Genomic DNA, 21,107 nt, shown 5'->3' with positions numbered 1-21,107 from the left:
GCCGGGAACGTCTCCGGACGGGACGGCTCGAGCAACGATGCTCGCATGCAAGGAAACATCATTGCGCGACCTCGGCCGGGACCTTTAACTCGCGCCGGAGGGGGATCGCGTGGCCAACGAAGACAGGGTGGGACCCGGACGCTCGTCCGTGACAGAGCGGCCATCGACCGGTCCCGGCAGCCAGGGCTATCTGCTCGTCGCGGTCGGCAGCCAGAAATATTACGACCTGGCGGTCGCCGCGGCGGCGTCGCTGAGGCTCAAGGATCCGAGCCGACAGGTGGCGCTCGTCCACGACGGCGGGATCGCGCCGACGGACGATTGGCGGGCCTTTTTCGACCATCTGAGGCCGATACCGACCGACCCGCGCTACGTCGGCTGCATGAACAAGCTCAGGATCTTCGAGCAGACGCCGTTCGAGCTGACCCATTATGTGGACGCCGATTGCCTGATGCTGGGCGGCGGCATCGAGGGTTATTGGGCGGATCATAGCGACCGATCCTTTTCGGTGTGGGGTTTCACGCGGACGAACGGGCACATCGTCGGGCGGGACGTGGGACGCATGCTGGCGCGCTTCGGCGCACCCTTCGCGGTCAATTTCCACATTCCCAATTACTTCTTCCGCAAGGATGATGTGGCCGCCGGCATTTTCGCGCGCGCGAACGCCATGTTCCTGGAAGACCCGGACGTGGTCTCCTCGCTCCACAAGAATCGCCCGGGCCAATATGCCGACGAGCCCTTCATCGGGCTCGCAATGGGCCAGGCCGGCATCCGGGCCTGCGCGGATTATGGCGGCCGCCGCGATCTCGTGATCACCACCTGGCGCGGCCGCAGGTTCGACCTCGATTTCGATGCCGGGCGAGCGCGCTTCGAGAAGGGCAGCAGGTTCATCGTGCCGCGCTGGAACCTGCTTGCGAGGTCATGGCAGAAGGTCGACCCCATCTTCGTCCACTTCACCAAGCTCGCGCCCAAGGCCGAGTATCGGCGCCTGGCCGCGCAATTGCGGGAGCGGCGGCTTGCCGAACACCGGAGCGCAGCCGCTCCGGCTTGATCCGATGCTCGTTCTGTGCTGAGCGGCGCGCCGCCGGTGCTGCGTTGCAGCAGAGGCGTCATGAAGAAGGCGCAAGCTCCCGTTGCCGGGCCTGCGTCGGCGTAAAAGGGTTTTTCATGCTTGCAGCTTTGATTGCGCTCGGGATCGCGGCGGCGTTCGCCAGCCTCGCCTTCGAGCTGGAATGAGCTTCAGGGCGCCGCCGCGGGCGAGCGGGCGGCGACCAGCGCGGCGGCGGCCATATCGGCGGTGACGTTGGCGACGGTGCGGATCATGTCCGGCACCGTATCGATGGCGAGCAGGAGCGGGAGCAGCTCGATCGGCGCGCCCAGCGCGAGCGCCGAGGGCGCGGTCGCCGCGAAGAAGCTGACTTGCCCTGGAAGGCCGACGACGGAAAGCGTGCTGACGATGGCGAGCAGGCCGGCCAGCACCAGCTGGGCAGGGCCGATCGGGACGCCATGCAGGTGGGCAAGGGTGACCGCGACCGTCAGCGCCGACACCGGCGCGGAGATCTTGAAGGTTGCGACCGCGAGGGGCAGGACAAGGCCGGTGACGGGCTCGGGAAGCGCCAGCTGTTCGGCCCCGGCGACCATCGGCGGCAGGCTGGCAAGCGAGGATTGGGTGCTGAAGGCGACCGCCTGGGCCGGAGCGGCGGCGCGGGCGAAGCGAGCAGGGCCGACGCGGCCGAACAGGGCGACGGCAAGGTAGCAGAGCGCGATCAGCGCGAGCGCGGCGGCGATCTGGATCAGGACGTAAGTCGCCAGCGCGGCGCCGATGCCGAGGCCGAGACGGGCTCCGGCGACGATCGCGAGCGCGGCGACGCCAAGCGGGGCGAGGCGCAGCACCCAGCCGACGATGACCAGCATCGAATCGGCGATGGCGTGAGCGAGCTCGAGCATCGCGAGGCGGCGCGGTTCGGCGATGCGGGTGACGGCGAGGCCGAGCAGGAGCGCGAACAGGACCAGCGGCACGATCGCGCCCTCGGCGGCGGCGGCGACGATATTGACGGGCACGAAGCCGCGGATCGATTGGGCGAGCGGGGGCACGGCCGGTGCCGGGGCGGCGCCGGCCTGGAGCGCTGGCAAAGCGGCGGGGTCCGGGCTCCACAAGGCCAAAGCGGGAAGGGCGATCAGCGCCGTCACGACCGCGGCGGCGACCAGCAGTGCGAGGAAGATGCCGAGCGCTCGGGCGGCGATCCCGCCGGCGGCCAGGGTTGCGGTGGCGCCGGCCATGCCGGTCACCACCAGCGCCAAGACCAAAGGCACGATCGTCATGCGCAGCGCGTCGAGCCACAGCCCGCCGATCAGCTCGGCGGCGGGAAGGACGGAGTCGAAGCGAGCGCCGAGCGCGGCCGGGCCGAGAATGCCGGCGGCGATGCCGAGCGCGAGGCCGGCGAGGATGAAGGAGGGACGGGCGCCGATGCGAGGGGAGGGGGAGGTCACGTCAGGCGCCTACCGCCATTGCGTGCCGGATGCGAAGCGGTCGACGCAATGGAAAGCGGCATCGCTGGTTCTCGGTGAGGCGCTGGCCTTGCGACTAATGCAGCCGCGCGAGGCGGAGCCATTCTTCCTTGATGGCGGCGAGGCGGGCGCGGCGGGCATGATATTCGGGCGCATCGCCGCGGCGAAGAGCGGTGAACAGAAGCGCAAGATCGACCGAGATGGACTGAAGGGCGGAGACCGCCTCGGCGCAGCCGCCGCGGCTGCGGATCTCGTAGAGCGCGGCCTGGACAGCGGCTTCCGTGCCCGGTGCAACGGCGCGGTCGCCGGTGGCGAGCGCGGTGTCGAGGGCCTGGTAGACCCGCGCATAGGGCGTGTTCGGTTCGAGCCTCACAAGTTCGGACACTATGTCTTGCTCCTCGCGTATTCTCTACCACCACGCTCAACAAAGGCGAAACGTGGTTTACGGGAGGTGAATCGAATCCCGGCGGGTTGTTGCCAGCCCGCAACGGTTTTGCCGTCGGGAGATCGGGGAGCGGAAGCGCGCGTGCCGCGGTGTTGCGCCGGAGTGTCAGGCCGAGGCCGGTGTCGCCTCGTACGCCGGCGGGTCGCCGTCCGGGACCTGGGGCTCAGCGAGTTCGCGCGCGGTCCAGCCACAGCGGGGGCACAGATTGTCCGTGATGGCCGGGTGGATGCCCCAGGGCTGGGCCGGCGAGCAGAAGGACGTTTGCATCATGGCTCCCCCATGGACGTTGGGGGATGAACCTAATCCATATCAGGCGCGGCGCAATCGCTGGTTAACTTCTCACGGCCGGCGCTTGCGCCAGGCGAGCGAGGCGCGGTCACCGCGACGTCGCGACTAATTCGGTTTAGCAGGGATGCGCGGAGGCTCGACCAGGTTGGAGATCGCCAGGCCCGGCTCCTCGGGAGCCGGCGCGCCGCCGGGCTGGGCCGCCGCGACCTCGGCGTATCCGCCGCAATATTCGGCGCCGGCTTGGCCGCCGAGCACTTGCAGGCCGCAATAGTCCTTGGGGCGCATGAGGACATTGCGAAGGACCAGCACGCGCCCGTTGCGCAGCTCCACCGTCAGGTGACCGTCGGGTCCCACCATCACGAAGGCGGTGGACAAGGTCCGGCGTCCCTGGGCCTCTGCGGGCGAATCCGCCGGCAGCGCCGGGGCGGGGTTCTCCGCTGCAGACACCGGCTCCGGCATGGGTCCCTGGGCGGCTCGCTCCTGGTCGCCGGCGCCTGGGCCCCGGCCATGCGGCCCTGCCGCGCTCGAACCTTGGGCGGTGGTCCCTAAAGCCGGGCTGGAGCTGCGCATGGTCGTTTCCTGAGGCGAAGGAGTGCATGCGGCAAGCGCCGCAGCGGCCGGCAGCAGGATGAGGACGGTCGTGCTCTCCACATGCTTGGACACAGCCCTCGATAGGCGATCCGGGACCTGGAGTCACCAGCCGGGCGGTTACATTGCTGTTAGCTAATTAGTGACGCAGAGGGGCTGAATCCGGCGACGAAAACTATCTATGTTTCAGAGGCTTACTCCCAAAGCTTGGTTGAGCTCGTCGCTTCGTCCCGTCCGGTTCCTCAGTTCGTCGCCAATCTGGACCATTTCGTCCGAAACTCTGTTAAGCCGAAGACGACTTAACCAGCTCCTGCTTGACCAGCATCTGATTTCCGTAAACAGGCGAACCACTTAGCGGCATCGTGAGCGACATTCCGACGACCCATTTCGATTCGCGCGGCACGAGCTTCTGCACCAGCTTCACATAGGGGGATCACCAATGAGCACATCCGAACTCGGCTACGACGCGTCCACCGGCGACCTGGCTTCCGACCCGCTGGAAGTGACTCACGTGACCGTTGTAGAGGGGTGCGGCTGTGCGATTTGCCAGAGCTTAAATGACGCGGGGACTGACGGCGCCGCGACCAAGGGCGGCGTCAACAACGCCAACCCGGAAAGCGGGAACATCGGCTCGCTGCTGACACTGGGCACCAATCCGGACGGCAGCCGTTTCTTCAGCGGCAACCGCAACGTCGACGCCACCCTGATCGGCTCCAAGTGGGGCACCCAGGACCTGACCTTCAGCTTCCCGACTTCGGGCACGAATTACAACGGCGCCGGCTATGACAGCAACGGTGTCAGCCTCTATCACCTCGATCTGGGCACGCAGCAGCAGATCGCGGCGCGCGCGGGCTTCGCCCAGATCTCGGCGTACACGAACCTGAACTTCACCGAGATCGTGGAAACAGACACTGTTCACGCGAACATCCGCATCTCGCAGAGCGCCGACAACGACGTGCCGTCCGCCTACGGAGGCTTCCCGTCCGACACGCGCGGCGTCGCGGGCGACATCTGGTTCGGCCGCACCAACCAGCCCTATTACGACCTCCAGCACCAAGGCACCTGGGGCTTCTCCACGATGCTCCACGAGATCGGCCACACGATGGGCCTGAAGCACGGGCATCAGGATTACACGAACTCCGACCTTTCCTTTTTCTTCGGCACCTCGCCGCGTTTCGGCAGCCAGTCCCTGACCGCGGACCGCGACGGGCAGGCCTGGTCGCTGATGACCTATACGCCCGCGCCCTTCACCAACAGTGGCTTCGCCGGCGAGAAGAGCAACCAGCCGCAGACGTTCATGCAATATGACATCGCCGCGCTGCAATATATGTACGGCGCCGACTACACGACCAACGCCGGCGACAGCGTCTACACCTTCAGCCAGACGACTGGCGAGATGTTCATCAACAACGTGGGCCAGGGCGCTCCTTCGGGCAACAAGATCCTGCTGACCATCTGGGACGGCGGCGGCAACGACACGATCGACGGCAGCAACTATGCCGGCGGGGTCACCATCGACCTGCGTCCGGGCGAGTTCTCGACCGTCGACCAGGCCCAGCTCGCCAACCACCTTGCGGCCCAGAACCTGACGGCGCTGGCGCCCGGCAACATCGCCATGTCGCTGCTCCACAACAATGATGCCCGCTCGCTGATCGAGAACGCCAAGGGCGGCGTGGGCAACGATATCTTCGTCGGCAACACGGCCAACAACGTCCTGGATGGCGGCGCCGGTAGTGACACGGTGATCTTCACCAACCCAACGGGCGTCAACGTCACCCTGAATGACACGGGCGCCGATGTGATCGTCGAGCATGACGGTGAAAAGGACACGCTGCGCAGCATCGAGAATATCGGGGGCACCAGCGGCAACGACTCGATTACGGGCAACAGCCAGGACAACGTCCTGACCGGCGGCTCGGGCGGCGCGGACACCCTGTCCGGAGGCGGCGGCAACGACAGTCTGCTCGGCGGCGGCTTTACCACCACCACGACTTTCTCGGCGCCTTCGCAGGCCGACATTATCAAGCCGCAAGCAGTCAACAACGGCAGCATCGCGACGGCTGTGGCCACTGCGGGCGCGTATGACGTCGACGCCAATCCCAATATCGCGGACTCGACCAGCATCGCGCATGCGACGATCAATGCCACGGCGACCGGAGGCAGCCTGGAATATTACCGGATTGACGTCGCCGCAGGGGCGGTCGTGACGTTCGACATCGACACGAATGTCGCGCAGACGAACCTGGACAGTTGGATTGAACTGGTGAACGCGAGCGGCACGGTCCTCGCGAACAACGACACCGGAGCGTCCGGTGATTTTGGCGGAACTGGCAATGACGACGCTCGACTGACCTATACCTTTGCAACTGCCGGCACCTACTACATCCGTGTCGGTCAGTGGACGACGGCTAATCCGCCGGCGGCGCTCCCGCTCACGGCCGGTCAGACTTACACTCTCCACATCTCGGACTCATCGGTGCCGGTGACCAAGACAGTCACTGCCAACAACACCAGCAGCCTCATTGCAGATGGCGGCGAGGGTAACGACCTTTTGCAGGGTACCCTTGCAAACGACACGCTCACCGGCGGCATCGGATCGGACACCGCCTCGTTCGTGAACGCCTTCAGCGGCGGCTCGACGACGGGCGTGACCGTGGATCTGAACACGCAGGGAATGGCTCAGAACACCGTTGCGGCCGGTTCCGACACCCTGACGGGTATCGAAAACCTGATCGGCTCGGCCCTGAACGACACCCTCACCGGGAACGCCGGCGACAACGTCATCGAAGGCGGACTGGGTGACGACGCGCTGATCGGCGGAGCCGGCAACGACACCGCCTCCTATGCGGGTTCCAAGACCGGCGTGACAGCCAGCCTGGCGCTGCAGGGCGCGGCGCAGAACACCGTCAACGCCGGGATCGACACGCTGAACGGGTTTGAGAACCTGCTGGGTTCGAGCTTCAATGACAGTCTGACGGGTGACGCCGCCGCGAACACCCTTTCGGGCGGCGTCGGCGACGACACGCTCAATCCGGGCGCGAACGCGGCCGGCGCGGTCGACCTGCTGGACGGCGGCACCGGGAGCGACACCGCTTCCTTCGCGGGCCCCACCGGGGTCACGGCCACACTGAACGGCGCGACCGACGGGACGGTCAGCATCGGCGGCGCGGCTGTCGCCACCCTGCGCAACATCGAGAACCTGCTCGGCGGCGCGAACGCCGACACGCTTACAGGCGATACTAACGCAAACGTGATCGACGGCGGGCTCGGGAACGATGTGCTGGACGGCGGAGCGGGCGTGGATACCGTGTCCTTCGCAAGCCGTGGCACCGCCGGGATTACGGTCAACCTGGCCACGCTGACGGCGCAGGACACGCTTGCCGGCAGCAAGACCATCATGGGCTTCGAGAATGTCCGCGGTACTGCGGGCGGCGACAACATCACGGGCGACGGCGGTGACAACGTTTTCTTCGAAGGCGGCGGCAGCGACCTCTATAATGGCGCGGCCGGATCGGACACGGTGGACTATTCCGCGGCGACCTCGATCGTCTCGGTGAACCTCACCACCACGGTCGCGCAGAACACCGGCACGTTCGGCGGTTCCGACACGATCACCAACGTCGAGAACGTGGTCGGCGCGGCGGGCTTCGCCAACACCCTGACTGGCAATGCGGGGGTTAATCGGATGACCGGCGGGTCGGCCGCGGACACGATCTCAGGCGGTGCGGGCAATGATGTCATCGTCGGCGGCGCGGGCAACGATACACTGGTCGGCGACGTTATCGGCGGTTTCTCTTCGTCAGACGGCGCTGACGTGATCGATGGCGGTGCTGGCAGCGACCTGATTGTCGGCGGCGCGGGCAACGACACCCTTCGCGGCGGCGACGGTGACGACACGCTGGTCGGCGGCTTGCTGAGCTCCCAGAACACGGTGTTCACCAACGATGGCGGCCAGGATACCTTCGACGGTGGTGAAGGCACCGACATCGCTTACGCCTACTACACCGACCAGACCGGCGGGATCGCCTTTGACCTCGCCAACCTGGCCGGCAACAGCGCCATCACCATGGGCGGTGCCGCAGCCGGCTCGTTCACAAGCGTCGAGCGGGTGATTTTCCGCGGCGGCTCGGGCGGCGACATCGTCAAGGGCGGCGGCACGCTCGACACCCTGGTTGGCAATGCCGGCGACGACGTCCTCGATGGCTGGCTCGGCAACGACACGCTGTCCGGGGGGCTCGGCAACGACACGCTGAACGGCGGGGAGGGGCTGGACACGGCCACCTACGTAAACTCGACGGCGGGCGTGAACGTGGACCTGCGCATCCAGGGCGTTGGAATGAGCCAGAACACGGGCGGTGAAGGAATCGATACGCTGATCGGCATCGAATACCTGACGGGATCAACTTTCGGCGATACGCTACGCGGCAACGACGATTTCAACCTGATCATCGACAACACTGTCGCTTCCACCGTCGCCTTGGCGCAGACCGACAGCATCTTCGGGTACGGCGGTAACGACAGCATTCTCGTCACTCGCGCAGCAACCGCTGTTGCGACCAACATCACAATGGATGGCGGGGAGGGTGACGACCTCATCCAGCTCACATCCGGTACGGTGACGTTCAACACCAACGCCAACGGCACTTCCGCTGATCCGATGGGCCTGTCTTCGGGAGCTACCTACGTGGCCCCCGGTCGCAGCGGCACCCGCTTCCTCGACGTTGTCAGCGTCTCGGGTGGATCGGGCAACGACCGGATTGTGCTGACCGGTGTCGACTCCGCTCTGGTCGATCTCGGGACGGGTAACGACGTGCTCAGCATCAGCACTCTGGGCGGCGTCGGGTTCAACGATCACGACATCACCACCGGAACGGGGCAGGACGTCATCCAGCTTGCGGGCTCAGGCGCCCCGGCGACCACCACCGAGCGTGCGAACATCGTTCGCGACTTCACGGTGGGCGATGCGGGGGACCGCTTCGAGCTTCGGAGCGTGTCGGGCAGCAATTTCGCGGCGACCAGCTGGGTGAACACCACCAACTTCACCGGCCTCACCAGCACCACTCAGGACATGTTCGACAGCGGCTATCTCCGGCTGGTTCAGTCCGGCACGGACATGCTGCTGCAGGCCGATCGCGACGGAACGGGTGCGGCGAGCAGCTTCGTGACGATCGCGAAGCTGTCCGGCACCTACACGGGCGGGTTCACCAGCTTCAACTTCGACGGCATGGTCGGTTCGCTGAACCTGCAGGGCCAGGGTTCGCTGGACGAAACTCTAACCGGGTCGTCGAAGGCGGACACGCTGAGCGGAAATGGCGGCAACGACACGCTGATCGGCCTGGCCGGGAACGACACGCTGGACGGTGGCAGCGGCAACGACGTGCTGCGGGGCGGGACGGGCGACGACACCCTGATCGGGGGTGCCGATGCCGACACGGCCAGCTACAGCGACGCCACGGCGGGCGTGACCGTGGACCTCAGCATCCTAGTCGCCCAGGCGACCGGCGCAGGCTCCGACACCCTGAGCGGGATCGAGAACCTGACCGGTTCGGGCTTCGACGACACGTTGAAGGGTGACGCAGGCGCCAACGTGATCGACGGCGCAGCGGGCAACGACACGCTCGAGGGCAAGGGAGGCAAGGACACCATCGACGGTGGCGCCGGAGCCGACACCCTGCTCGGCGGCGCAGACGACGACACGCTCGATGGCGGCGAGGGCGACGACCTGCTGATCGGCGGCGAGGGTGCGGACAAGAAGAATGGCGGTAGCGGTCGCGACGTGGCGAGCTATCGCTTCGCGACGGCGGCGGTGGCGGCTTCGCTTCTCACCCTCAAGGGGACCGCAGGCGAGGCGGCGGGCGACACCTTCACCGGGATCGAAGACCTGGAAGGCGGCTCAGCCGGGGACACCCTGGAAGGCGACGCTTTGGCCAACACTCTGACGGGCCTGGCCGGCAGCGACCGCTTGACCGGCGGTAGTGGCGACGACCGGCTGAACGGCGGCGAGGGTGCCGACGTGCTCGACGGCGGCGCAGGCTTCGACATCGCCAGCTTCCGCGACGCCAAGGAGGGCGTCACCGTGACGATCGCGAACAGCGGGCGCATCACCGTCAGCGGCGAAGGCGCGGGCGACACCTTCATCTCGATCGAAGCGCTGGAAGGCAGCGGCTTCACCGACACCATGACCGGCGGCAGCAACAACGACACGCTGTTCGGCGGCGCGGGCGACGACAGCCTCGTCGGCGGCAACGGTAACGACAAGCTCGACGGCGGCGTTGGGAACGACAAGCTCGACGGCGGCGCAGGCAATGACCAGCTGTTCGGCCGGGCTGGCGGCGACACCATCCTTGCCGGCACCGGCAACGACATCATCGACGGCGGCGCCGGGGCGGACGTGCTGACCGGCGGTACCGGCAACGACATGTTCATCTTCCAGAGCGCCGAGGACATCGGCATGAAGGCGGGCGAACGCGACCGGATCACCGACTTCGTGGTGGGTTTCGACAAGATCGACTTCAGCCGGTTCTACAGCTCTGCGGAGGCCCAGACGGGCTTCTCGGTAGTGACCGACCTGAAAGACCTCCGTGCCTACGACGTTGCGGTCTATAACGACGGCACGACCACTTTCGTGACCGGCGACTGGACCGGGGACGGGATTGCCGACTTCACCCTGGAGCTGACCGGCAAGCTCGCGTTGAAGCGCAGCGACTTCGTCCTGAACGAAGCGGACTGGAATGCCGGCCTGTCGCGGATGGGCGTGCAGGCGGACTATTCTGCGCTGCACAGCGACGTGATGATCTAAGGTCATCGCATCCTGACTTGCGATAGGAAAGGCTCCCGGGGCGAATGCTTCGGGAGCCTTTTCTTTGCCCGGCAGAACGCAGGGAAGTCTGGGTTCGCGGCCATTCCACTGGAGCGGGAGTCCCCCTTTCCGGGGGATGACGAAGGGGCGGTAACCGAGCGCGGAGGCGCTGCTCCGTTTCGGGACTCGATGACAGAGGCGCTTGCCGGAACGTTGCGGGGGCCGCATCGTTTGCGGGTTCAGGCTGTGGTCCGCCCAGCGTTCTTGGGAACCCGTCGAAGCAGTACTTCGGTGGGAACTCGTCACGGGCGGAAGGATGAGCCGGGCATGTTGCCCAGGCACCGCAGCATTCAGGGAGATGCTCCATGAATAAGCAGATGATTGCCATCCTGTTGGCGGGATCGGTCTCGCTCGGCGCGTGCGCGACCACGGACGAATATGGCTATCGCGACGATAACAGCGAAGTGCTGGAAGGCGCAGGGACCGGCGCGGCGGTTGGCGGCGCGCTCGGCGCGGGCGTCGGCGCGGTGGTCGGCGGTATCAACCCGATCGAAGGCGCGGTGATCGGCGCCGCCGTCGGCGGCCTGGCCGGCGCGATCTGGGCCGACCGCAACAATGACGGAATGGCCGACGGCTATGTCCGCGAAGGCCAATATTACGAAGGCGAGTATGTGCCGGAAGCGCCTTCGGCCTATGCGCCGCCGCCGCCCGCCCCGTACATGCCGCCGCCTCCGCCGCCGGTTCGCCGCCGTTCAGGTGAGCGCGGCTAAAGCGTCCGGATGACAAGACATGTGAGCGTGAAGGGATCGTCGTGGCTGCGCGGGTGCGTGGCCGCGGCGATCGCGTGTGCGTTGCTGCCTGCGGGAGCGGCGGCGCAAGGCAGGCGGGGCGGCGACATCGCGGCTGCGCTGCGCAAGGCCGATCCGGGCGACCGCGAAGTGCGCGGCTTCTATGCCGGGCGCGGCTACCGGCCGTTGTGGATCCAGGGCAACAGGATCGGGCCGGAGGCTGAGCGGGCGCTCGAGTTGCTCGTCACCGCCGACCTCGACGGGCTCGATCCCGCCGCATACCGGCCGGGCGAAGTGGCCAAGGCGCTGGACCGCGGGCTGGAAAGCCGCAACCCGAAGGCGCTGGCCAGGGCCGAGATGATGCTGTCGCGCAGCTTCGCAATGTATCTGCGGGACGTAAGGGCGCCGCGGGACGCCAGCATGGTCTATGTCGACCAGGGCCTTGCCCCGCAGGTGATGACAATTCGCGGCGCGCTGGAAGGACTGGCGCGCAAGCCCTCGTTGCAGGCCTATCTCGACAGCGTCGGCTGGATGCACCCGATCTATGCGCAGCTGCGCGGCGCGCTCGCTGAGCAGGATGCGGCTCCGCGTTACCGCGCGGCGGGCGGAACGGACGGGTGGGAGGGAGACCAGAAAAGGCTGCTCCGGCTGAACCTGGAGCGGGCGCGGGCGCTGCCGGCGGACCCGGGGCCGCGTTACCTGCTGGTCGATGCCGCCGCGGCGCGGCTGTGGATGTACGAGGACGGCCGGCCGGTCGATTCGATGAAGGTGATTGTCGGCAAGGCGACCGAGCAGACGCCGATGATGGCGGGCCTGATCCGGTTTGCGATGACCAATCCGTTCTGGAACATCCCGCCGGACCTGGTGAAGCTGCGGGTCGCGCCCGGATATCTGAAGGGCGGGGCCAAGTTCCTGAAGGCCAAGGGCTATCAGGTGACCAACGACTGGTCGGACGAGGCCAAGGTGATCAATCCCGCCAAGGTCGACTGGAAGGCGGTCGCGAGCGGCGCCAAGGAACTGCCGGTGCGGCAATTGCCGGGCAAGGACAATGCGATGGGGCGCATGAAGTTCATGTTCCCCAACGACCTTGGCATCTACCTGCACGATACGCCGGAGAAGAAGCTGTTCGCGTCTGCGGACCGGCGCTTCAGCTCGGGCTGCGTGCGGGTGGAGGACGCGCCGCGGCTGGCCAGATGGCTGTTCGGCAGGCCGCTGGTCGTGAAGGCCGGCGGGACCGAGAAGCGGGTCGACTTGCCGGCACCGGTGCCGGTGTTCATCACCTATCTCACGGCCGCGCCCGAGGGCGACCGGATCGCCTTTCGCGACGATGCTTATGGGCGGGATCGCAGCGCAGGCTTCGAAGGACGCGGAGCGCTCGCGCGGCGCTGAGGCGTCGAATGGCCAGGAGCGGGCGGTTCACCGTCCCGGCCTTGGGTCGGCTCAGGCGGGCTTGTGGGCGGGCGGCTCGAGATAGGCCATGTGGAAGTCCCCGATGCGGGTGAGGTGGTCCCAGTCGGCGATGTCGATTGTGCGCTTTTCCCGGGCGATGACGCCCTCGGCGCGCAAGGCCTGGAGGGTGCGATTGACGTGGACGGGCGTGAGGCCAGTCGCGTCGGCAAGCTGCTCTTGCGTCATCGGCAGCGCGTAATAGCGCCGATCGCACAGGCCGATCCTTTCCTGACGAAGGCCGAGCTCACAAAGCAGGTGGGCGATGCGTGTGCGGCTGTCGCGCCGGCCGACATTGGCGGTCCATTCGCGCTGGATGGCGGCGTCCAGCAAAGTTTCGGACCACAGGGCGCGGCCGACCAGCGGACGCGCCAGAGCGGCTTCGCGCACCTTGTCGGCGGGAATGAAGGCGACCTCCACCCGGGTCAGCGCCTGGATGCTGTGATCGCCTAGCGGAAGAAACGCATTCTGAAGATCCGTCCCGTCGCCGCGCATGTGCACGGACAATATCTGGCGGGCTCCTCCGGCGACGATCTTGTGGCGGCAGGCGAAGCCGGACAGGATCACGCAGCAATTGGCGGCGTGGTCGCCTTCGCGAAACAGATAGGCGCTGGCTTCGAGCGTACGCAGAGTGTGCGGCAGAGCGAGAATCGCGGCGCGATCGTCGTCGTCGAGGGCCGTATGTGTCTCCAGCTTGTCCACAAAGAGCTGGAGCGCCGGATGCGATTGAATCAAAGCGGTTACCTGTAAGCGTAAGCAAGGCCGCGAGGGCAATGCTCCAGCGATAAGGGTGTTGAGCATTTTCGTCGCGGGGCTTTCGCCTAACATATTTAAGCAAGCCTTGTTGGCAAGCAGCGTGAATCGCCAAAGACCATGTGCGCTGTCGCGTATTGGATCAGTGGGGCGCATTCTGCGTAGCTGCCCAGGGCCGGCAGCCGCGTGTCTGATCAAGCGAGAGCGAGTCCAGTGCGAACCAATCTGGATAAACAGCTTGACAGCGTGACGCTGATATGGCACTAAATGGACAAGCTGGTGAATTGTAGCTGATTCGCAGCGGGCGCGGTTTTCGAGGCAGCGCTCCGCCGTCGCCCCGGACTTGATCCGGGCCGGGGCTTTTTGCTGATCCAGAAGGTTAGCCCTGGCCCGGATCAAGTCCGGGCCGACAAGTTTTTGCGTTTACTGATCTTCTACTTGCCTCTGGTCTGCTCGGCCTGATTTTCGAGAGCGTCGGCCTGCTGGTCGGCGGCTTCGCGGCGTTCTTCGGCGGCGTCCTCCAGGGCGTCGGCTTTCGCTTCCTTGGCGCGGTTCATGTCTTCGGCGACATCGTCCTGTTTCTCGCCGAGCGTCTCGGCCGGGCCGCTGTCGATCGAGTCCTTGCCGTCGACGGCGCCGGACCGATTGTCGGCGACCTCGCCGGCATCTTCGCGGGGGCCGTCGCCGCAGGCCGCGGTGAGGCCGAGCAGGGCGGCGAGCAGGACAGTGGTGACGCGCATCGGATGAGGCTCCTGTTTTGCGGGGCAATACGTGGGACCGGCGATGCCGGTTCCAGCGGGGAGAGCTTGAATGAAATGGTGGGGACGAAAGGCTGGGGCGGCGCCCCGGCCGGCCTTGTTGCGCGGGCTTGGGCTGGGGAGTTGGCCGGCGGCGGCGGAGGCTGGGTGGCCGCGGAGCTACGAGGCGCAGGTGCGGGATGCTTTCCTGGGCAATCCGGTGGCGCAGCGGGCGGTGCGGCTGGTGGCGGAGGGGGTGGCTTCGGTTTCGGTTTATGCCGAGGATAGCGCGGGCTCCGGGCCCCCTCCACCACCGCCTTTGGCGGCGGTCCCCCTCCCCGTCCCGGGGAGGATCTTAGGGGCGCAGCTTCTTGAGACGGTGGCGGCGCAGCTGCTGTTGCATGGCAATGCGTTTGTGCAGTGCCTGCAGGATGGCGAGGGGCGGCTGGCGCAGCTGTTTCCGCTTCGGCCGGAGCGGGTGAAGGTGGAGGCGGACGCGAGCGGGTGGCCCGCGGCTTACCTGTACAAGGTGGGTGAGGCGAAGCTGCGCGTTCCGGTGCGGGACGGGCTGGGTCGGCCCGGGCTGGTGCATTTGCGGGCGCTGCATCCGCTCGACGATCATTACGGGTTGGGGTGCCTGGGCGCGGCGGCGGGGGCGGTGGCGATCCACAACCAGGCGACGCGCTGGAACAAGGCGCTGCTCGACAATGCGGCGCGGCCGAGCGGGGCGTTGAGCTACCAGCCGGGCGATGGGTCGGTGCTGTCGAGCGATCAATATGAGCGGCTGAAAAGCGAGATGGAGGCGAGCCTGCAGGGCGCGGCCAATGCCGGGCGCCCACTGCTGCTCGACGGCGGCATGCGCTGGCAGGCGATGAGCCTGTCGCCGGCGGAGATGGATTTCGTGGGGCTGAAAGCGGCGGCGGCGCGGGAGATCGCGCTGGCTTTTGGGGTGCCGCCGATGCTGCTCGGACTGCCGGGTGACAGCACCTACGCGAACTATCGCGAGGCGAACCGGGCTTTGTGGCGGCTGACCGTGCTGCCGATGGCGGAGCGAATTTCGGCGGGGCTGGCGGAGGGGCTGAGCGCGTGGTGGCCGGGGCTGCGGCTGCGCGTCGATGTCGATCAGGTGACGGCGCTCAGCGAGGATCGCGAGCGGCTGTGGGCACAGGTGAGCGGGGCGGATTTTCTGACGCGAACCGAGAAGCGGGAGATGCTTGGGTTCGAGACGCGTGAGTAAGTGGGACGCGGACAGCCCTCGCCTGCCATCTGCGAACTGTGTTATGCGGGAATACCGGTTCACTGTATGGGAAGCGACGATGATCACCTTGACGGTTCTGGCGATGCTTGCGGCGGCACAGGCAGCTCCGGAGGCCACAGTGCCAGCCGACGAGAAAATGATCTGCCAGAAAAAGGCGATCACGGGCTCGCGCGTAAGATTCGAGAAGGTCTGCATGACGGAGCGGCAGTGGCGCGACCGTCGCGCGAACAACGCGCGGATGATGCAAGAGAATGATCGCGGTATAGCGCCGCCGGCGCCAGCGGGATCGTCGCAATAAGATCGGCTGCGCGGGGCCAGGTGCCTGCGACGAGCCGGAGCTGAAGAACAGGTTCAGCCGGTGTTCTACCCGAGGGACCCGGCAGCCAGACCATTGCGGCTCTGGCGGCGAGCGGGCCGTGTGCGCCGCCCGGACTAGTGACAGATCGAGACTGGGGCGAACCCGACCGAGTTGCCGCTGCCTAAGCATGCGTGCGGCAGCTCGGCGGCTCCGTTTGGCGTGCGCGGGTCGTTGGGAGAGGGCTGATGGACAAAGCGGGAATGCTGGCGCGGCTGATGCGCCAAGCGGAGGAACAGGGGGCGGACCTCGTCACCTTGCGGGCGCTCGCCGAGGAGGCGAGCGAGGCGGGGGCGGAGCGGGCGATGGGCGCGCTGGGACTGGCCGGGCCGGGCGCGCGGCGGGACATGGATGAATTGCGCGAGCTCCTGCAGGCGTGGCGAGACGCGAAGCGATCGGCCTGGCAGGCGGTGGTGACGTGGGTGGTGAGGATCGGGCTGGCGGCGTTGCTGGTCGGCATGGCGGTGAAGCTGGGGCTGACCGGGCTGGTGCTGAAGTGAGGTTCGCCGGCTATGCGGCGGTGTTCGACCGGGTCGATCGCGGCGGCGATGTGGTGCGGGCGGGGGCGTTTGCGGGGGCGCTGAAGCGCGGCGCCGGGGCGGTGCCTTTGTTGTGGCAGCACCAGGCGGGGCGGCCGATCGGGCGGGTGGAGTATCTGCGGGAAGATCGGCGCGGGCTGCGGGTGATCGGGCGCGTGGCGGATGCGAAGGCGGCGGCTTTGCTGGAGGCGGGCGCGGTGTCGGGGCTGAGTTTCGGATACCGGGTGCGGGAGGCGAAGGGGGCGGGGCCGCGGGAGCTGGTCGAGCTGGAGCTGGTGGAGGTCAGTTTGGTGACTTTTCCGATGCAGCCAAAGGCGCGAGTGCATATGGTCGTGTGAACATGCGGAGCTTACCCCTGCTACGGTCAATGCTTGTCGTTGGATCGAGCCTTATTCTTGCTTCCGGGGCGGCGGCTTTGCTTACGTTTGCATTCGGCGACGTTCGGTTTTTCACTCCAGCTTTCGTGATCGTGTTGCTTATCGGCGCGCTGCTCGGTTTGCCGATTTATTTCCTGATTCGGTCACGAGGCGAAGCCAACTGGCGCACGGCCGCAGCAACTGGGTTCTTTGCCGGAGCCGCCATACCGGCGTTAGTGATGCTTTCGGGGCCGCCGGACAGCGCTTCAATTGACGGTGTGGCGACAGTTATGGACGGCAGCTACACTTGGTTTGGCTGGTTTCAGAATCTGTCACTGGTAGGACTTTTCGGGGGCGCTGGTAGCGCTGCAGGTCTGTTCTTCTTGCGCTTCGTCGGACGAGCAGGAGTGCCAACAGTTGCCGAGGAGCAGGTGGCTCCAACGAAGCCGTCTTGGAAACCTGCCGCACTCACGGTTGCTGCGATTGCTACGGTTGGAGCGGCGGTCGCCATTCCGGAGGTGACCAAAGATCGCTCCTGCCACAACACCTTGCGGGATGGGCGGCGATCGATCGGCCAAGAGGCTAGCTTTAATCTGATGGTCGGCACCGAGGAATGGCGAGCAGTGGCTCAGGAAGTGGAAGCATTCGGCCGCGAGAAGGGCTGGTCGATTATTTCTGACGTGCGTCCGGACGAGAGCTTCCAGTGGTTTCAAATTAGCATGTGCCAGGAACCCGGCACGAACATCCTCGTGCAAGGCTCGCCTGAGTTCCGGGAGGTGAGCTTCGGCGTGTACCAGCCTCAAGCGGGCACAAGCTGGCGAGTGCCGTTCGTGGAGCTTTACACGCGCATCTGGCGGCGCTGGCCGGACCGCATCGAGTTCACGGGCGATGTCGGACAGCAGATCGAGCCCCCGAGGTGGGTGCCGACCGATCAGAAGACAGGCGCTGGTAAACCGCCGGCGCGATGATCGGCTGAAGCAAGCAGCAAAGGACAGACTCTGCCGCAAGTAGCGGTTGGGCTGCATCGGGCCAAGCAAGCTCGGCAATCGGAAAAGGAAGAAGCCTGATCCGGATCAGGTCCGGGATGACGAGATTAGAGCCATTCAAGCCCGTTCGGCAGTGCTTCGGCGGCATAGTCGATGTGGAGGACGCGGCGGCTTTTCGGTGCGCAGGCCGTTTCCGAGGCGTGGAGGATCGGGGTGGCGTAAGCCCAGGCATCGCCGCGGGCGGCGAGGCAGGAATGGGCGCCGTGCCGGGCGACGACCGACGCGATCTGCGGCTCGGGGATGCGGCCGAGGCGGTGGGTACCGGGGCTGATCAGGAGCGGGGCGTTGTCGGCTCCGGTATCGTCGAGATGAAGGCGCAGCGTGAGCATGCGTTCGAGCAGCGCGATCGGTGGCTCGACGTGCCGGATGCCGGACTTGACGGTCCAGTTGGCAAAACCGGGCATGTCGATGCGGGCGCGGACGGCGATCGTGCGGTCCTGGTGCCAGGGAAGCGACCAGTTCCGGTCGGCGGTCTTGTTGAACCGGAGCGTGCGGACGGGGCGGGCGGCAGGGCCGAGATGACGGGCTGCGTGACGGCCGATCGGGCCTTCGGGAGCGAGCAGGGCTGAGAGAACCGGGTCGTCGGCGATGCGTGTGCCTGGGCGGTTCGGCGGCAGTTCGGACAGAGCGGATTCAAGGGTGGTGAGCTCGGGCTCGGTAAGGGCGGCGCGGATGTGTTCGGCGCCGTCGCGGGCGAGCTGCATGGGGGCGGCATAGGTCAGTTTTCGAAGAAGAAAAAGCTGGGTCCCCGCTTTCGCGGGGATGACGATTTATTGGCTGAGAGCGGGAGAGATGGGCATGGTTGGAGTGAAGGCGGATGCGCTGGAGGCTTCGTTCGAGGCGATCGAGCGGGAGACGGACGAGGTGGCGGCGCTTCGGGAGGAGGTGGCGGCGCTGAAGGGGAGGATCGAGGCACCGGTGGTGCGGCCGGTGCTGAGCGGGGCGAAGGCGGAGAGTTCGGCGTTCGTCGACGGTTATTTGCGCAAGGGGCTGGAAGCCGGCGTCGAGCTCAAGGCGATGGTGGGGACGTCAGACGCGGCGGGCGGCTACGCCGTGCCGGAGGAGATCGACGCGGCGATCGACAAGGCGCTGACGGCGATCTCTCCCATTCGGGCGATCGCCAATGTGGTGAAGGTGGGATCGGCCGGGTACCGCAAGCTGGTGACGACGGGCGGCACGCCTTCGGGCTGGGTGTCGGAAGTGGCGGCAAGGCCGGAAACGGCGACGCCGAGCTTCGTCGAGATCGCACCGCCGTTCGGGGAGCTTTACGCCAATCCGGCGGCGAGCCAGGCTATGCTGGACGATGCGGCGTTCGACGTCGAGGCGTGGCTGGCGAGCGAGATCGCGACCGAGTTCGCGCGGGCTGAGGGGGCGGCGTTCGTCGGCGGGGACGGGGTGAACAAGCCCAAGGGGTTCCTCAGCAGCCCGACCTCGGCGCTGGGGGATGCGACGCGGCCGTTCGGGACTGTGCAGTTCCTGACCAGCGGCGCAGCCGGCGGCTTCGCGGCTAACAATCCGCAGGACCGGCTGATCGATCTCGTCCAGGCATTGCGGCCGCCTTACCGGCAGGGGGCGGTGTTCGTGATGAACTCGGCGACGGCGGCGCGGATTCGCAAGTTCAAGACCAGCGACGGGGCGTTCCTGTGGCAGCCGGGGCTGGTGGCGAACCAGCCGGACACGTTGCTCGGCTATCCGGTGGTGGAGGCGGAGGACATGCCGGATGTGGCGGCGGATTCGCTGTCGATCGCGTTCGGCAATTTCCGGGCGGGCTATCTGATCGCGGAGCGGACGGAGACGCAGATCCTGCGCGATCCGTTCACGCACAAGCCGTTCGTGCATTTCTACGCGACCAAGCGGGTTGGGGGGCAGGTGGCGAATAGCGAGGCGATCAAGCTGATGAAGTTCAGCGCTTGATCACTCGCCCGAGCAGGCATCGAGCCTGCTCGGGCGACCCCCTCTCTCCAACCTCTCTCCCGCGAGGGGAGAGAGGCTTTTTGGGAGCCTCTCATGGTGCCGTTTGAGTTTGCTCGGGGCGAAACGATCTCGCTCGCCCTGGATGCGGTGGAGGGTGGGGTCGCCGGGGTGACCTCCGTGACGGCCAAGCTGAAGGTGGTGGGGCCGGGTGGCTCGGTCGTGTCTTCAGGGCTTGGGACTGCATTCGAGGTGAGTGCGCGGGCGGCGGCGGGAGAGGATCCGGGCGGCTGGACACTCACGATTGGGGCTGCGCAGTCCGCCGCGCTGAAGCCCGGGCTGTACCGGGCCGATGCGCGGATGGAGATCGGGAGCGGGGTGGTGATCACCGATGCGATCAGCCTGCGGATCATCGAGCCGGTGAGCGGGTCGTGATGCGGCTGCGCTGGCGAAAGCCGCGGCCGCCGATCGTGACGCGGTGGCGGGGCCCCGGTGGGACGCTGGTGCTGGCCGGGGACCCCGGGCCGGGCCCGATCGCGGCGATCGTCGGGCCGCCCGGTCCGCCTGGGCCGCCGGGCGATCCCGAGGGCACGGTGATCGACGGCGGGACATTCAACTGATCCTTCGAGACGCCGCTTCGACTTCGCTCAGCGGCTCCTCAGGATGAGCGGAGTTCACTTGGGAGGATGAAGACATGCCAAGACTGCAATTGAAGCGGGGGCTCAAGGCCAATCTGCCGGTGAGCGGCATGCTGGCGGGCGAGCCGATGGTGACGACAGATCGGGGGACGCTGCACGTCGCGACCGGTGCGGCGGCGAAGCTGCCGATCGTGCCGGCGATCGACGATCTGGCGACCTTGGGAGCGGTGGACGGGGCGGCCGACCTTCTCATCCTCCACGACGCGTCGGAGGCGGCCGCGCAGAAGGAGAAGAAGATCACCTTCGACGCGTTCAAGACGGCGCTGAACATTCCGGCGGGAGCGTCGGACGAGAAGGTGGCGGCGGTGGCCGGCGGGACGTCGGGATACCTGTTCGGGACTGACGGCACCAACGGCGTGCTGCGCATGAATGCGTCGATGCTGATGAGCAAGGATGCGGGGAACGGCTTCGTCACGCTCGCTGTCGGCGATGTCGACTGCGGCACATTCTGAGTTCCTTGAAAAGAGCAGGTTAGGGGGCGGGAATGCCGAACGTGCAGCACAAGCGGGGCAGCCGGGCGGCGCTCGACGCGCTTGCGGCTGGGAATGGGCTCAAGGCGGGGCAGCTGTACCTGATCTCGGACGAGCAGCGGATC

General features: G+C 66.7%; 20 protein-coding genes. 13 read left to right on the top strand and 7 right to left on the bottom strand.

The genetic code is table 11. The annotated features are described in order from the left end of the window. Positions 1 to 109 precede the first annotated feature (109 nt). Positions 110 to 1,048 carry a hypothetical protein gene (locus tag VF631_RS10705; RefSeq protein WP_431850293.1) on the top strand — a complete coding sequence of 313 codons (939 nt, stop codon included), beginning with the start codon at positions 110 to 112 and terminating at the stop codon, positions 1,046 to 1,048. Between the two features lie 188 nt (positions 1,049 to 1,236). Here the strand turns inward: VF631_RS10705 and VF631_RS10700 are convergent, their stop codons facing one another. The 4 genes from VF631_RS10700 to VF631_RS10685 all read right to left on the bottom strand — a co-directional run bounded on the left by VF631_RS10700 (position 1,237) and on the right by VF631_RS10685 (position 3,808). Beyond that, entirely contained in the window at positions 1,237 to 2,487 is a 1,251-nt protein-coding gene (locus VF631_RS10700) for a dicarboxylate/amino acid:cation symporter (RefSeq protein ID WP_431850292.1), read from the bottom strand. Between the two features lie 94 nt (positions 2,488 to 2,581). Then, positions 2,582 to 2,890 (bottom strand): hypothetical protein, encoded by a 309-nt coding sequence (locus tag VF631_RS10695; RefSeq protein WP_431850291.1) that lies wholly within the window; start codon positions 2,888 to 2,890, stop codon positions 2,582 to 2,584. Between the two features lie 165 nt (positions 2,891 to 3,055). Next, a complete protein-coding gene (locus VF631_RS10690; protein WP_431850290.1) occupies positions 3,056 to 3,220 on the bottom strand; it encodes a hypothetical protein in 165 nt (54 codons plus the stop codon). 123 nt (positions 3,221 to 3,343) lie between these two features. Beyond that, on the bottom strand, positions 3,344 to 3,808 hold the full coding sequence (locus tag VF631_RS10685; RefSeq protein WP_431850289.1) for a hypothetical protein: 465 nt from the start codon (positions 3,806 to 3,808) through the stop codon (positions 3,344 to 3,346). A 457-nt stretch (positions 3,809 to 4,265) separates the two neighbouring features. Between VF631_RS10685 and VF631_RS10680 the strand changes: the two genes are divergently transcribed. The 3 genes from VF631_RS10680 to VF631_RS10670 all read left to right on the top strand — a co-directional run bounded on the left by VF631_RS10680 (position 4,266) and on the right by VF631_RS10670 (position 12,802). After that, the gene (locus VF631_RS10680; RefSeq protein WP_431850288.1) at positions 4,266 to 10,625 is read left to right on the top strand and encodes a M10 family metallopeptidase C-terminal domain-containing protein; all 6,360 of its coding nucleotides are present in this window, start codon (positions 4,266 to 4,268) and stop codon (positions 10,623 to 10,625) included. A gap of 365 nt (positions 10,626 to 10,990) precedes the next feature. Further along, on the top strand, positions 10,991 to 11,395 hold the full coding sequence (locus VF631_RS10675) for a YMGG-like glycine zipper-containing protein (protein WP_431850287.1): 405 nt from the start codon (positions 10,991 to 10,993) through the stop codon (positions 11,393 to 11,395). A 9-nt stretch (positions 11,396 to 11,404) separates the two neighbouring features. Further along, positions 11,405 to 12,802 carry a L,D-transpeptidase family protein gene (locus VF631_RS10670; RefSeq protein ID WP_431850286.1) on the top strand — a complete coding sequence of 466 codons (1,398 nt, stop codon included), beginning with the start codon at positions 11,405 to 11,407 and terminating at the stop codon, positions 12,800 to 12,802. A gap of 51 nt (positions 12,803 to 12,853) precedes the next feature. Here VF631_RS10670 and VF631_RS10665 read toward each other — a convergent pair whose 3' ends face one another. Beyond that, complete coding sequence (locus VF631_RS10665) at positions 12,854 to 13,561, bottom strand: Crp/Fnr family transcriptional regulator (RefSeq protein WP_431850285.1); 708 nt, start codon at positions 13,559 to 13,561, stop codon at positions 12,854 to 12,856. A 485-nt stretch (positions 13,562 to 14,046) separates the two neighbouring features. Continuing rightward, positions 14,047 to 14,352, bottom strand: coding sequence for a hypothetical protein (locus VF631_RS10660; RefSeq protein WP_431850284.1), 306 nt, complete (start codon positions 14,350 to 14,352; stop codon positions 14,047 to 14,049). A gap of 70 nt (positions 14,353 to 14,422) precedes the next feature. Between VF631_RS10660 and VF631_RS10655 the strand changes: the two genes are divergently transcribed. From VF631_RS10655 to VF631_RS10635, 5 genes are all read left to right on the top strand, one after another. Next, a complete protein-coding gene (locus VF631_RS10655; RefSeq protein WP_431850283.1) occupies positions 14,423 to 15,586 on the top strand; it encodes a phage portal protein in 1,164 nt (387 codons plus the stop codon). A 79-nt stretch (positions 15,587 to 15,665) separates the two neighbouring features. Next, positions 15,666 to 15,905 carry a hypothetical protein gene (locus VF631_RS10650; protein ID WP_431850282.1) on the top strand — a complete coding sequence of 80 codons (240 nt, stop codon included), beginning with the start codon at positions 15,666 to 15,668 and terminating at the stop codon, positions 15,903 to 15,905. Positions 15,906 to 16,150: 245 nt separating this feature from the next. After that, the gene (locus VF631_RS10645; RefSeq protein WP_431850281.1) at positions 16,151 to 16,462 is read left to right on the top strand and encodes a DUF6127 family protein; all 312 of its coding nucleotides are present in this window, start codon (positions 16,151 to 16,153) and stop codon (positions 16,460 to 16,462) included. After that, complete coding sequence (locus VF631_RS10640) at positions 16,459 to 16,839, top strand: HK97 family phage prohead protease (RefSeq protein WP_431850280.1); 381 nt, start codon at positions 16,459 to 16,461, stop codon at positions 16,837 to 16,839. Before VF631_RS10645 ends, VF631_RS10640 begins: the two co-directional genes overlap by 4 nt. A gap of 77 nt (positions 16,840 to 16,916) precedes the next feature. Next, positions 16,917 to 17,825 (top strand): hypothetical protein, encoded by a 909-nt coding sequence (locus tag VF631_RS10635; RefSeq protein WP_431850279.1) that lies wholly within the window; start codon positions 16,917 to 16,919, stop codon positions 17,823 to 17,825. Between the two features lie 125 nt (positions 17,826 to 17,950). Here the strand turns inward: VF631_RS10635 and VF631_RS10630 are convergent, their stop codons facing one another. Next, positions 17,951 to 18,607: a phytanoyl-CoA dioxygenase family protein gene (locus VF631_RS10630; protein ID WP_431850278.1), complete on the bottom strand. Its 657-nt coding sequence runs from the start codon at positions 18,605 to 18,607 to the stop codon at positions 17,951 to 17,953. Positions 18,608 to 18,665: 58 nt separating this feature from the next. On the opposite strand from VF631_RS10630, the gene VF631_RS10625 reads away from it, so the two are divergent. The 4 genes from VF631_RS10625 (at position 18,666) to VF631_RS10610 (ending at position 20,964) form a co-directional block, all read left to right on the top strand. Continuing rightward, the gene (locus VF631_RS10625) at positions 18,666 to 19,817 is read left to right on the top strand and encodes a phage major capsid protein (protein WP_431850277.1); all 1,152 of its coding nucleotides are present in this window, start codon (positions 18,666 to 18,668) and stop codon (positions 19,815 to 19,817) included. 93 nt (positions 19,818 to 19,910) lie between these two features. Continuing rightward, entirely contained in the window at positions 19,911 to 20,249 is a 339-nt protein-coding gene (locus VF631_RS10620) for a hypothetical protein (protein WP_431850276.1), read from the top strand. Positions 20,250 to 20,284: 35 nt separating this feature from the next. Next, positions 20,285 to 20,434 (top strand): hypothetical protein, encoded by a 150-nt coding sequence (locus VF631_RS10615; RefSeq protein ID WP_431850275.1) that lies wholly within the window; start codon positions 20,285 to 20,287, stop codon positions 20,432 to 20,434. Between the two features lie 74 nt (positions 20,435 to 20,508). Next, the gene (locus tag VF631_RS10610; RefSeq protein WP_431850274.1) at positions 20,509 to 20,964 is read left to right on the top strand and encodes a hypothetical protein; all 456 of its coding nucleotides are present in this window, start codon (positions 20,509 to 20,511) and stop codon (positions 20,962 to 20,964) included. Positions 20,965 to 21,107 lie beyond the last annotated feature (143 nt).

The sequence above is a fragment of the Allosphingosinicella sp. genome (assembly GCF_036387615.1).
Classification (GTDB): Bacteria; Pseudomonadota; Alphaproteobacteria; order Sphingomonadales; family Sphingomonadaceae; genus Allosphingosinicella.
Note: the sequence above shows the minus strand (reverse complement) of the source record. Positions and strands in the feature narration are given on the sequence as shown.